This window comes from Thalassospira sp. CA1, from assembly GCF_059052855.1.
The window spans coordinates 378,008-389,990 of record NZ_JBZCIA010000003.1 but is presented as its reverse complement, the minus strand read 5'-3'; the positions used below and the strand labels follow the sequence as shown (position 1 = coordinate 389,990).

Annotated in this window: 12 protein-coding genes; 6 read left to right on the top strand and 6 right to left on the bottom strand. The window is 56.0% G+C overall.

Annotated features, from left to right (window positions below):
• Positions 1 to 27: 27 nt before the first annotated feature.
• Positions 28 to 1,140: a 4-hydroxyphenylpyruvate dioxygenase gene (hppD, locus tag AC5Q5A_RS08585; RefSeq protein WP_493894979.1), complete on the top strand. Its 1,113-nt coding sequence runs from the start codon at positions 28 to 30 to the stop codon at positions 1,138 to 1,140.
• An 80-nt stretch (positions 1,141 to 1,220) separates the two neighbouring features.
• On the opposite strand, the gene AC5Q5A_RS08580 is transcribed toward hppD, so the two are convergent.
• Genes AC5Q5A_RS08580 through AC5Q5A_RS08570 form a run of 3 tightly spaced genes read right to left on the bottom strand, consistent with a single transcriptional unit; the run spans position 1,221 to position 4,125 of the window.
• Positions 1,221 to 2,534: a TRAP transporter large permease gene (locus tag AC5Q5A_RS08580; protein WP_493894978.1), complete on the bottom strand. Its 1,314-nt coding sequence runs from the start codon at positions 2,532 to 2,534 to the stop codon at positions 1,221 to 1,223.
• Positions 2,534 to 3,070, bottom strand: coding sequence for a TRAP transporter small permease (locus AC5Q5A_RS08575; RefSeq protein ID WP_493894977.1), 537 nt, complete (start codon positions 3,068 to 3,070; stop codon positions 2,534 to 2,536). The genes AC5Q5A_RS08580 and AC5Q5A_RS08575 overlap by 1 nt, the downstream gene beginning before the upstream one ends.
• Positions 3,067 to 4,125: a TRAP transporter substrate-binding protein gene (locus AC5Q5A_RS08570; RefSeq protein ID WP_493894976.1), complete on the bottom strand. Its 1,059-nt coding sequence runs from the start codon at positions 4,123 to 4,125 to the stop codon at positions 3,067 to 3,069. The genes AC5Q5A_RS08575 and AC5Q5A_RS08570 overlap by 4 nt, the downstream gene beginning before the upstream one ends.
• Before the next feature lie 203 nt (positions 4,126 to 4,328).
• Here AC5Q5A_RS08570 and AC5Q5A_RS08565 point away from each other — a divergent pair, with 203 nt between their 5' ends.
• On the top strand, positions 4,329 to 5,171 hold the full coding sequence (locus AC5Q5A_RS08565; protein WP_493894975.1) for an IclR family transcriptional regulator: 843 nt from the start codon (positions 4,329 to 4,331) through the stop codon (positions 5,169 to 5,171).
• Between the two features lie 11 nt (positions 5,172 to 5,182).
• On the opposite strand, the gene AC5Q5A_RS08560 is transcribed toward AC5Q5A_RS08565, so the two are convergent.
• Entirely contained in the window at positions 5,183 to 5,611 is a 429-nt protein-coding gene (locus AC5Q5A_RS08560) for a MarR family winged helix-turn-helix transcriptional regulator (protein WP_120225623.1), read from the bottom strand.
• Between the two features lie 80 nt (positions 5,612 to 5,691).
• Between AC5Q5A_RS08560 and hmgA the strand changes: the two genes are divergently transcribed.
• From hmgA to maiA, 3 genes are all read left to right on the top strand, one after another.
• A complete protein-coding gene (gene hmgA, locus AC5Q5A_RS08555; protein ID WP_336233216.1) occupies positions 5,692 to 7,062 on the top strand; it encodes a homogentisate 1,2-dioxygenase in 1,371 nt (456 codons plus the stop codon).
• A 66-nt stretch (positions 7,063 to 7,128) separates the two neighbouring features.
• On the top strand, positions 7,129 to 8,148 hold the full coding sequence (locus tag AC5Q5A_RS08550; RefSeq protein ID WP_493894974.1) for a fumarylacetoacetate hydrolase family protein: 1,020 nt from the start codon (positions 7,129 to 7,131) through the stop codon (positions 8,146 to 8,148).
• Between the two features lie 23 nt (positions 8,149 to 8,171).
• On the top strand, positions 8,172 to 8,831 hold the full coding sequence (maiA, locus tag AC5Q5A_RS08545) for a maleylacetoacetate isomerase (protein WP_493894973.1): 660 nt from the start codon (positions 8,172 to 8,174) through the stop codon (positions 8,829 to 8,831).
• Positions 8,832 to 8,849: 18 nt separating this feature from the next.
• Here maiA and AC5Q5A_RS08540 read toward each other — a convergent pair whose 3' ends face one another.
• Positions 8,850 to 10,442, bottom strand: a complete 1,593-nt coding sequence (locus tag AC5Q5A_RS08540) for a gamma-glutamyltransferase family protein (RefSeq protein WP_493894972.1) — start codon at positions 10,440 to 10,442, stop codon at positions 8,850 to 8,852.
• 140 nt (positions 10,443 to 10,582) lie between these two features.
• Between AC5Q5A_RS08540 and AC5Q5A_RS08535 the strand changes: the two genes are divergently transcribed.
• Entirely contained in the window at positions 10,583 to 11,296 is a 714-nt protein-coding gene (locus AC5Q5A_RS08535; RefSeq protein ID WP_008889992.1) for a GntR family transcriptional regulator, read from the top strand.
• A 107-nt stretch (positions 11,297 to 11,403) separates the two neighbouring features.
• Here AC5Q5A_RS08535 and AC5Q5A_RS08530 read toward each other — a convergent pair whose 3' ends face one another.
• Entirely contained in the window at positions 11,404 to 11,829 is a 426-nt protein-coding gene (locus AC5Q5A_RS08530; protein WP_493894971.1) for a nuclear transport factor 2 family protein, read from the bottom strand.
• Positions 11,830 to 11,983: the final 154 nt, after the last annotated feature.

Genomic DNA, 11,983 nt, shown 5'->3' with positions numbered 1-11,983 from the left:
GAATGTGCCAATCAAAGGAGACTTCCGATGGGTCCGTTCCCGCATGATGCCCCGCGCGCAACCATTAGCGACGAAAACCCGGCCGGAACCGACGGGTTCGAGTTCGTCGAATTCGCCCATGAAGACGCCGACAAACTGGAAACCCTGTTTGCCCGCATGGGATACAGCCCGGTTGCCAAGCACAAGACCAAAAACATCACCGTCTGGCGTCAGGGCGATATCAACTACATCCTCAATGCCGAGCCATCCTCCCACGGCATGAAATTCGTCGAGAAACATGGCCCTTGCGCACCGTCCATGGCATGGCGCGTGGTGGATGCCAAACATGCCTTTGACCATGCGGTATCCAAGGGGGCAGAACCCTACAACGGGGATGACAAGACGCTTGATGTCCCGGCCATCGTCGGCATTGGTGGGTCGTTGCTGTATTTCGTCGACAAATATGGTGAAACCGGTTCGGCCTATGACGCGGAATTTGACTGGCTGGGCGAACGCGATCCGAAGCCCGAAGGTGTTGGTTTCTATTACCTCGATCACCTGACCCATAACGTCTATCGCGGCAATATGGATAAATGGTGGGACTTCTATCGCGACCTGTTTGGTTTCAAGCAAATCCACTTCTTTGACATTGCCGGTAAAATCACCGGTCTGGTCAGCCGGGCGATCACGTCCCCCTGTGGCAAAATCCGCATTCCGCTTAATGAATCGACCGATGACAAAAGCCAGATCGAAGAATACCTGCGCAAATACAAGGGCGAAGGCATTCAACATATCGCGGTCGGCACCGATGGCATCTATGACGCCACCGACAAGCTTGCCGCCAATGACCTGAAATTCATGCCCGGCCCGCCGGAAACCTATTACGAGAAATCGCATGAACGCGTCCACGGCCATGACGAGCCGATTGAACGTATGAAAACCCACGGCATCCTGATCGATGGTGAAGGGGTGGTTGATGGCGGCACGACCAAGATTTTGCTTCAGATCTTCTCGAAAACCGTGATCGGCCCGATCTTCTTTGAGTTTATTCAGCGCAAAGGCGACGAAGGCTTTGGCGAGGGCAATTTCCGCGCCCTGTTTGAAAGCATCGAAGAAGACCAGATCCGCCGTGGCGTGCTGAAGGTGGATGCCGCCGAATAAGCGCGATTGAGGTCAGAAACGCAAAAGCCCCGGAACAGGTTCTGTCTGTTCCGGGGCTTCGATTTTAACCGAGGGACCAATCAATAGGCACCAAATCCCAGCAAATGCGGCAACCACAAAACCAGCCCCGGGATTGCGATCATCAGGATCACCCGCACAAAGTCAGCCGCCAGAAATGGCAGGATACCGCGTGCAAGGGTCGTGATCTTCATGTCCGGTGAAACGCCCTGAATGATAAACAGGTTCATGCCAATCGGCGGGGTAATCAGGCCGATTTCAACAACCGATACCAGAACAACACCAAACCAGATCGGGTCATATCCAACCCCGGTAATCACGCCATAAGCCGGAACCACGGTCAGAAGGATCATGGAAAGACTGTCCATGAAGCACCCCAGCACGACATAAAACACCAGAAGCGCGATCAAAACGACAAGCGGCGAATAACCCTGTGTGGTGATCCAGTCGACCAAGGTCTGGGTCAGTCCGCTGGTTTCAATGAAGAAATTGAAAAGTGCCGCCCCCACCAGAATAAGGAAAATCATCCCGGTCATGCCGGCCGTTTCGCGAATACCGGTGCGCAAAACGCTCCAGGTCAGGCGTTTGCGCATAAAGGCAAACAGCAAAGCCGCCCCCGCGCCAACGGCCGCGGCCTCTGTCGGGGAAAACAGGCCGGCATAAATGCCGCCAATCACCAAGGCGATCAAAAGGACCGCATCCCACATCTGCAACAAGGCACCCCAGCGTTGCGACCAGGGTACATAGGTGCTGATTGGCGCAAGCGACGGATCGCGCATCACCTGAATACGGATGGAGGCAATGTAAAGCACCGTCGCCAAAAGACCCGGGATCATCGCACCGGCAAACAGCGCGCCAATCGACTGTTCGGTCATCAGCGCGTAAATCACCAGCAGGATCGATGGCGGAATGAGAACGCCCAATGTGCCGCCCGCCGCAATCGATGCCCCGGCAAGGCTTTTGGCATAGCCACGTTGGCGCATTTCAGGAAGTGCCACACGCCCCATGGTCGCACAGGTCGCAAGCGACGATCCGCAAATCGCCCCAAACACCGCACTGGCCCCGATGCTTGATGCGGCAAGTCCACCCGGACGATGTCCGGAAAACGCCGTGATCCCGCGAAACAGGTTGCTTGAAAGGCCGGAGTGCGATGCGAACACGCCCATGAAAATGAACAGTGGCACCACCGAAAGGCCATAAGGGAAGATCGCCTCAAACGGCAGGCTTGCCATCACATAGCTTGCCGACATCCAGTCGGTCAAAAGCAGCGTTCCGATAATACCAACCACCGCCATCGCGACAGCAACCGGTACGCGCAACAGGGCCAGTGCCAGTGCTGCAACAAACCCGATCAATCCCGCCCATTCCGTCGCCATCAGTTATTCTCGTTCGTTAAAAGCATTTTCAGAAAATGGACAAGACAGACCACTGTCGATATCGCCATGCCGCTGAGAAGGAAGCCCCAGAACAGGATCATCGGGATCTCAAGGTTCTGCGACACATCGCCATAGCTCCATTGTTCCATCGCGCGTCCCCATGACAGATAAAACAGGAACGCCATCAGCCCGGCACACAGAAGAGGGATCAGGGTATCGATGATGCGAAACAGGAAGCGAAGATGGTTCTTGCCGACCAGGTCGACCGTGACATGGGCATGGGCGCTAAACGCATAGGGGATCGCCCAGGATGCGGCCGCCATGACACAAAACTGGGTCAGGTCAACCGCGCCCACCATCGATTGGCCACCAATGCGGCGCCAGATGATATCGATAACCACAATGGCAATCGCACCGATCAGGGCCGCCATGCCGACAAAAGCCAGAATGTCGGTCAGTTTGTTCATAAAGCGGTCAGTGCGGTGAACCGCGGCATAAAGCCGCGATCCACCGAAGTTTTCAGTCGGCTGGGTCATTTGTCGCCAGCGTGATATTTGGCATCAAATTCCGCGATAAGTTCCTGCGCACGCGCATAGACGGCCTCGGGGTCTGAGACGCCCTTTTCCTTCAGGCTGGCAAGGTATTCCTTGATCATCGGCTGGGATGCTTCCTGCCATTCCGCACGGGTGGCGTCATCAATCGTGATGATTTCATTGCCGTGTTTTTCCGCATCAGCCCTGCCAACGGCTTCCCATTTGTCCCACCAGTCGCCGAATTTCCCGACAAGGACATCGCCGGAAATTTCGTCAATTGCGGCCTGCACGTCGTCGGGCAGGCTGTCGTATTTTTTCTGATTCATGACGAAATAGAAGCCGGCGGTATAGGCCGCGGCATCGGTGTGATATTTCAAAAGTTCATTGGCCTTGACCGCATTGACCAGATCCCAGGTGGCAACCAGACCTTCGATATTGCCTTTTTCAAGGTTTTCGTAGATGGCCGAGGGCGGCAGGCCGACCGGGGATGCCCCAAAGGATTCCAGCATTGCCGAAATCGCCGGGCTTGGTGTGCGAAGACGCAGGCCCTTGAGGTCATCAAGCGATCTGACCGGTGTATCAAGGGTGTGGATCAGGCCACCCGGATGGGTAAACAGGCCAAGGACCTTGAAGTCCTGATAGTCACTGCCAAGCAGGCCTTCCTTGTAAAGCTGCCACAGGGTTTCCGACCCGGAATCGGCATATTTCACCAAAAACGGCAGTTCAATCACCGAGGCAGCCGGATAACGGTCACGCGGAATGCCATTCAGGCCCACGGCCATATCCATAACGCCCGCGCGTACCTGATCGGCCTGACGGTCGATTTTGCCAAAGGCCGACGTGGCGTCATAGATCTCGACTTCGACTTTGCCGCCGGTTTTTTCCGACAGTTGCTGTCCCCAGCTTTCAAGGAAGTCTTTCTGGAAGCCATGGCTTGGCGGCAGATAGTGGCTGACTTTAAGGGTGATGTCGGCCGCATGCGCGATACCGGCACCGGCCAGAATGGTTGCGCCGGTCATAAGACCAAGCAGCGTTTTACGAAGATTAGGATGTTTCACGGATGTCTCCCTATTTTTTTAAGGCGTTCATTTGGTCTTGCGTCTGACCAGCTTCGGGCCAAGCGATTGCTGTGCAGTTGCCATCAGTCTGTGCATGTCTGGGATGGCAGTCTGGGATCGCGCCTGGAATGCTGTTTTTTCTTTGAATTGGAATTATGATATATATAATCAATTACGCAATATGAAATTTATGCAGGTAAATTTTGACCAAAGCCTCGCCCAAAAATATCCCGGATAGCGAAACCGAACATGACATCGCCGACGTGGTTGATGCCGCTGACAAGCGCAAAGGCATCCAGTCGGTCGAAGTCAGTGGCGTCATTATTGCCGCCTTGTGCGATTTTAAATTCCCGGTGCCGCTAAAGGACCTTGCAGACGCGGTTTCTATGCCCGCGGCCAAGGTCCATCGCTATCTTGCCAGTCTGGTGCGCATCGGCCTTGCCTGGCAGGATGATCAGACGGGGCTGTATGGCCTTGGCCCGATGGCGTTGCGCATGGGCGTTTCGGCGATTGAACGCAATGATGTGGTGATGCGCGCCGGCCGGCTGTTGCGCAATCTGGCGATTGAGTTGCGATCATCGGGTCATTTGGCGATCTGGGGTGAACGCGGTCCGGTCCTGATCCGCACCGAACATGGCGGCCCGCCGATCATATCGACCATGGGGCTTGGCACGGTAATGCCGCTTTTGCGCTCTGCGACCGGGCAGGCCTTTTTGGCCAGCATGCCGCGCAGCGCGATTGAACATGTCATTTCGGCCGAACAGGATATCCTGCATTGGGATGATGCCTCGGTGGACCGGCTGATTGCCGACACCAAACATCGCGGGGCTGCGGTGATCGAAGGCGATATCGTGCCCGGTTTATCGGCGATCAGTGCGCCGGTTTATAATCTCGACGGGGCGGTGGCCTGTTGCGTCACGCTGATGAACCCCAATGCCAATTACTTTCAGCCGGGGCAGGCGGCGTTCGATGTGTTTACCCGTGCCATTGCCGATTTCACGCAAAGTTGGGGTGGCACGCCGCGCACGGAATCTGATCAGGCTTAAGGGTGCCGGGATCACAGGTCGTTAAACCGTTTCAGGAGGTCTGAAAGACGTTTGAATTCATCTTCGCCCAGAAAGTCGCGCACTTTCCGGTCATAGGCGACGCCCGCCTCACACAGTGACGTGAAGGCCGATTTTCCCTGCGCAGTCAGGTCAAGGCGATGCACACGGCGATCATTTTCATCCTGAAAACGTTTCAACCAACGCCGTTTCTCGATGGAAAAGACAGCCCGAGAAACCTTGGTTTTATGCAGTCCGGTATGGGTCACGATTTCAGTCGCGGTTAAGGCGCCATACTGGCCGAGTGTCGCCAGAACCCGCCATTCGGACCGCGTCATCCGGTATCGGTCGCGATAGATATCGCGAAAGCCAAGGCTGAGCTTTTCACTGGCGTGATGCATCAGGAACGGCAGGAAACTGTGAAGATCGAATTCAGATTTCATTGGCTTCAAAAGGCTGTTTGATAGTTACAAAAATTACAGTTACGAATGTAACTATATCAAAGATTGGGAGGAAAAAGGCAATGACGGATCATAATGAGCCGACCAAAAATGCCGAAAAAGGCGGTGCCAACGATCTGCGTTACATGCCCGGTTTCGGCAATGATTTTGAAACCGAAAGTCTTCCGGGTGCGTTGCCCCAGGGGCAAAACAGCCCGCAAAAATGCGCCTATGGGCTTTATGCCGAACAGCTTTCAGGATCGCCTTTCACCGCCCCGCGCGGCACAAACGAACGGTCCTGGCTGTATCGCATTCGCCCTAGTGTCAAACATAACGGGCGCTTTGCCGCCCTTGATCGACCGCTCTGGAAAACAGCACCTTGTTTGAATGACCACAGCCTTGCGCTGGGTCAGTTGCGCTGGGATCCGGTGCCGATGCCAAAGGATGCGGTTGATTTCATTTCGGGCATGCGCACGGTCACAACCGCTGGCGATGCCATGACCCAGACCGGCATGGCAAGCCATGTCTATGTCTGTAACACCGACATGGTCGATGACTATTTCTTCAATGCCGATGGCGAACTTCTGATCGTGCCGGAAAGCGGCACGCTTCGCATCTTCACCGAACTTGGCATGATGGATGTCGCCCCGCTTGAAATAGCACTTATTCCGCGCGGCATGCTGTTTAAGGTCAGCATCCTCGAGGCCGGGGTTGATGGCGGCGCACGTGGTTATGTCTGTGAAAACTATGGGGCCAAATTCACCCTGCCTGAACGCGGGCCGATCGGGGCCAACTGCCTTGCCAATCCGCGTGATTTCAAAACACCCGTGGCCGCCTATGAGGACAAGGAAACCCCGTGTCGGGTGTTGGTCAAATGGTGCGGGCAGTTCCATGTCACCGAAATCGGCCATTCACCGCTGGATGTCGTGGCATGGCATGGCAACTACACACCGTTCAAATATGATCTTCGGACCTTCTCGCCGGTCGGCGCGATCCTGTTTGATCATCCCGATCCATCGATCTTTACCGTGCTGACTGCCCCAACCGATGAGGCTGGCACCGCCAATGTTGATTTCGTGATCTTCCCGCCGCGCTGGATGGTGGCTGAAAATACCTTCCGCCCGCCTTGGTATCACCGCAACATCATGTCGGAATTCATGGGTCTGATTTGCGGCCAGTATGACGCCAAGGAGGAGGGCTTTGTTCCCGGCGGCATGAGCCTGCATAACATGATGCTGGCGCATGGCCCGGATGCCTACGGGTTTGACAAGGCATCGAACGCCGAACTCGGGCCCCAAAAACTCGATGGCACCATGGCGTTCATGTTCGAGACCCGCTATCCGCAGCAACTCACGAAATTCGCCGCCGAACTGGAAACGCTTCAGGACGATTATCTTGATTGCTGGTCGGGGCTGGAACGCAAGTTCGATGGCACGCCAGAAGGTCGCCCGTAAGTCACCGCGACCCCAAAAAACAATCACTCAGGACTTAACGAAAAGAATGCCGGAGGCACAAAACCAATGAAACTCGCCACCCTTAAAAATGGTACCCGCGACGGCCAGCTTGTGCTGGTTTCCAAGGATCTGTCGGAATATGTCGATGCCAGCGCCATTGCGCCAACCCTTCAGGCTGCGCTTGATAACTGGGCCGATATTGCCCCGCGCCTTCAGGATCTGGCAGGCGATGTCGAAGCCGGATCAGGTCCGGCCAAACGCGTTGCATTTGATCAGACCAAGGCACATTCACCCTTGCCGCGCGCGTTCCAGTGGGCTGATGGATCGGCCTATGTCAATCACGTCGAACTGGTCCGAAAGGCCCGTGGCGCCGAAATGCCGCAAAGCTTCTGGACCGACCCACTGATGTATCAGGGCGGGTCGGACAGCTTCCTTGGTCCGCGCGATGATATCCTGATGGGCGATACCGCCTGGGGCATCGACATGGAAGGCGAAATTGCCGTCATCACCGACGATGTCCCGATGGGCGCAACCCTTGATCAGGCGCGTGATGCCATTCGCTTGATCATGCTGGTCAATGATGTGTCGCTGCGTGGCCTCATTCCCGGCGAACTGGCCAAGGGATTTGGTTTCTTCCAGTCCAAACCGTCTTCGGCATTCTCTCCGGTTGCCGTGACCCCGGATGAATTGGGCGATGCGTGGGATGGTGGCAAGCTTCATTTGCCGCTGTGTGTGGACCTTAATGGCAAGCCGTTTGGCCGTGCCAATGCCGGGATCGATATGACATTTGACTTTGCCCAGCTTGTCGCCCACGCCGCACGCACCCGTCCGCTCTGTGCCGGGTCAATCATCGGGTCGGGCACGGTATCGAACAAACTGGATGGTGGACCGGGTAAACCGGTTGCCGCGGGTGGTGCTGGTTATTCCTGCATTGCTGAAATCCGCATGATCGAAACCATTGAAAATGGTTCGGCGGCAACGCCGTTCCTGCAATTTGGCGACAGCGTCAAAATCGAAATGCGCGATGCCAACGGCCAGTCGATCTTTGGCGCGATTGAACAAACTGTGCGCGAATACAAACCGTAAGGCCTCCCACTATGAGCGAGATCATGAGCGAGATCGTTTTATATGACTATTGGCGATCCTCGGCGAGTTATCGCGTGCGGATTGCGCTGGGGTTGCTCAATCTTCCCTACCGGACGGTGCCGGTTGATCTGCTGGCTGGCAGCCACAAAATCGGCGAACACCTGGTGCGCAATCCACAAGGCCTCGTCCCCGCCCTTGAAATCGACGGGGTCATGATGACCCAGTCGGTGTCGATCATCGAATATCTTGATGAAACCCGGCCAGGGCAGGGACTTCTGCCGACCGAAACGCTGGCCCGCCAACGGGTGCGGGCGCTGTCGCATGCGATTGCCATGGATACCCATCCGGTCTGTAATCTGGGTGTGGTGCGCCATGTGATGGATATTGCCGAGGCGCATGGTGATGACGCCGACGCCGCACGACAGGAATGGATGACGAAATATATCGGATCGGGCCAGGCCGGGTTTGAAGCCATGCTGGCCGGTGACGGGGACGGCCACCATGGCGATTTCTGCCACGGCGACCGCCCATCCATGGCCGATATCTGCCTGATCCCGCAGCTTTATAACGCGCGCCGCTGGAATGTGAGCTTTTCTCACCTTCCGCGAATTTGTGCGATAGAACAACGCTGTAACGCGATTGCCGCCTTCGCCAACGCCCACCCGGACCGGTGCCCGCGCTAGGCCAAGCGAACGAAGATTCTAAACGCCAATCGCCTTGCCGTCACTGCGCGGATCATGCGCACCTTCGACGAAACCATCTTCGTCAATGCGAATGATCCCGGCCTGACCGGCCAGCGCACTTTGCGGCTCAATGGCGCGCAGGATGTGGCCGCGTGCGGCCAGTTCGTCAAACACGTCATCCCCGGCATCGACTTCCAGTTTCAGGCTGTCATTGGTGTCCGAAAACGTCTTGCCAAGCAGGAAGCGCGGTTTGGCGAGTGCGTCCGTCGGCGACAGGCCGAAATCAAGCAGTCGGGTGAGCAGCATGGCAAGGGTTTGCGGCTGTCCATCGGCTCCTTGCGTGCCATACAGCAAATGCGGTTTGCCACCCTTAAGCGCCATGCCGGGATTAAGCGTATAGAACGGAAGCTTGCCCGGTGTGAAGGCATTCGGGTGGGTGGGATCGGTGCTGAATGCCGCCCCTCGGTTTTGCCAGACAATGCCGGTATCGCCCGCGACAACGCCGCTGCCCCAATCGAAATAGGTGCTTTGCAAAACACTGGCGCAATTGCCATTGGCATCCTTGGCGGCCAGAAACACTGTATCGCCATGCCGGAACGGGTGCGGCCAATCAAGTGCCTTGCTGGGCGAGATATCCTTGGCGTCTGCAGCCAGACCGGTTTGACCCAGAAGGGCCGTAAAATCAGTGCTGGTAAAATCGGGATCGGCGATCTGATCGCGCTTCAGGAATGCGCGTTTGATGGCCTCGACCACCAGATGGTAATGATCCGCTGTTCCCTCGGCCCAGTCCTTTTGCCCCAGTTCGCGCAACACCCCCATGGTCATAAGCGTCGCCAATCCTTGCGTTGGCGCGGGCGGGGCAAACAGGGTGACATCACCATAATCAAGCGATACGGCATCCACCGTGCGGGTGCGGGTTTTTGCCAAATCCCCCTTGCTGATCGGCGATCCGAGGGCCGACAGGCCTTTGACAATCTGATCGGCAAGATCGCCTTCATAGAAATCGCGCGCGCCATATTCGGCAATGCGTTTCAGGCTTTGCGCCAAGTGCGGCTGATGAAATGTCTCACCGACATGCGGCATCCGCGCATTCGCGGTGAAGACATCCATAAAGCCCGGCCAATTGGCGATTTCCTCTTTGCGGAAATCAAGCCAGAAACATTGCGACGGACTGATCGCAAAACCGTCTTCCGCAAGCGTAATCGCAGGCGTGATCAATTCCGACAGGCTTTTGGTCCCGCCCCAGTTCCTTGCCGAATGATCAAGCGCATGTTGCCATGAATCCACCGTGCACGCCGTGGTCAGGGTCGAGCCCGGACCGCGCAGCGGAATTGGCGTGCCGGGCGTAATTGTATTGGCACCGTTTTCGGCGGCCTGACCAATACCCAGGAAGGACTGCACCTTGCCTGTGTTGTCTGAAACCATCCAGACCGCATCACCACCAATGCCGCAGAAATGCGGGTATGTTACCGCTAACACTGCCGCGGTGGCGACGACGGCCTCAATCGCAGTGCCGCCATCGCGCAAGACTTGCGCACCGGCTTCGCTGGCCGCTGTGCTGGGGCTTGTGACCATGGCGCGATGTTCGGGGGCAGTTTGATGGTCGGTCATGGGCTTGGTTCTTTCATCCAAAAGGATTGATTTCAAATAGGTTAGCGTTATGCATGCATCGGTTGTGGCGAAATTGCATGCAATCCTTTATACAGACGCAGGCAATAAAGTGATCGAAACAAGAAACTTGGCGGATCGGGATGAAAGCAGCGGACAAGGCAAAGCATCGCACAGACATGATCAGTTCGGCATTGCGTTCGGCAATCCTCGAACGTGTTCTGATGCCCGGCATGAAGCTGCCCGAAGATTCCCTTGGCGAACGGTTCGGCGTCAGCCGCACGCTTATTCGCCAGTCGCTTGAACGGCTTGCCGCCGAAGGGCTGGTCGAACTTCGCCGGAACAAGGGTGCTGCGGTTGCCAAGCCCAGCCTTGAAGAAGCCCGTGATCTTTTTGAGCTCCGCACCCAGATCGAAGACCTTGTCATCAGTCGGGTGATCAAGAATATGAGCCCGGAAATTCTGGGCGAACTTGAAGCCCATCTTGCCAAGGAAGTCGAAGCCGAAAACGCGTCCGAACCGATTTCCATCCGTCTTGCCACCGAATTCCACATCCTGCTGGCACGCCTTGCCGGAAGCCCGGTCTTGCTGCGCTATGTCGAGGAAATCGGATATCGCTGTGGCCTGACATTGTCGCTTTATGCTCGCCCGCATTCGACCGATTGCGGCATTCAGGAACACCGCCAGATCATCGAGGCCCTTGCCAAGGGTGACGAAGATGCGGCGCGCAAACTGATGCGCCATCACTTGACGGCGGTTGCCGACCGCGCCCTGTTCACGACCAAGGAAAGCGGGCCGCTTTTGTATCTTGATGCGCTGGAACCCTATGCCAAAAAGGTGCGTGACGGCACCAGCTAAGTCTGCGCGCACCACTGCCATATCAACAGCCGCACACGGGATTTGGTGCGTGGCGTGCGGATCGCAGATGGTTGGTGCGGGCTGCATCATTCGGATTCCGGTTTGGCTCAGGCCTTGATACCCTTGCGGATCAGAATGCGTTCCGCACTTTCATTCCAGACATCCATTTTGATGATCTTGCCGTTTTCAATCACGAAACGGTCGACATAACGGTTGCCTTCAAACGCGGTGCCGTCCGGCCATTCGCCGTAAAGCCAGCCGGTGCTGTAAACAACAGTCTGGCCATTGGTATGGGCGACATCAAACTGACCGAACTTCTTTTTCACCCATTTATAACGCGCGGCGTTAAACGCCGTGGTGCCCGACGGATGATCGTATTTCTGACCATCGGTAAAGGTGATGACAACATCATCGGACATGAAAGTCGCCGCCAGTTCCGGATCGGGTTTCATGGATGCATCCAGAAAATCACGTACCGTCTGCGCCTCTGGCGGCAAGGTATCGAGCACATTTTCCGTGGTTTGGTCACTCATTTCGAAGGCCTCTGTTTTCGGGAATTGATCTGGCATCAGCATAAACGCTGTGCAAAAATTTTGCATGCACTAATTTTATGCAAAAATTGCATGCAATCTGCGCATACATGAGGCAATTCTGTTTTCCGCTCGGATCGAAAAACGCCTAAGTCCC

Coding starts and splice junctions, on each gene's coding strand:
- AC5Q5A_RS08530 (WP_493894971.1), bottom strand. CDS start 11,829: ATGAGTGACCAAACCACGGAAAATGTGCTCGATACCTTGCCGCCAGAG.
- maiA (WP_493894973.1), top strand. CDS start 8,172: ATGAGCGAGATCGTTTTATATGACTATTGGCGATCCTCGGCGAGTTAT.
- hppD (WP_493894979.1), top strand. CDS start 28: ATGGGTCCGTTCCCGCATGATGCCCCGCGCGCAACCATTAGCGACGAA.
- AC5Q5A_RS08540 (WP_493894972.1), bottom strand. CDS start 10,442: ATGACCGACCATCAAACTGCCCCCGAACATCGCGCCATGGTCACAAGC.
- hmgA (WP_336233216.1), top strand. CDS start 5,692: ATGACGGATCATAATGAGCCGACCAAAAATGCCGAAAAAGGCGGTGCC.
- AC5Q5A_RS08535 (WP_008889992.1), top strand. CDS start 10,583: ATGAAAGCAGCGGACAAGGCAAAGCATCGCACAGACATGATCAGTTCG.
- AC5Q5A_RS08560 (WP_120225623.1), bottom strand. CDS start 5,611: ATGAAATCTGAATTCGATCTTCACAGTTTCCTGCCGTTCCTGATGCAT.
- AC5Q5A_RS08550 (WP_493894974.1), top strand. CDS start 7,129: ATGAAACTCGCCACCCTTAAAAATGGTACCCGCGACGGCCAGCTTGTG.
- AC5Q5A_RS08575 (WP_493894977.1), bottom strand. CDS start 3,070: ATGACCCAGCCGACTGAAAACTTCGGTGGATCGCGGCTTTATGCCGCG.
- AC5Q5A_RS08580 (WP_493894978.1), bottom strand. CDS start 2,534: ATGGCGACGGAATGGGCGGGATTGATCGGGTTTGTTGCAGCACTGGCA.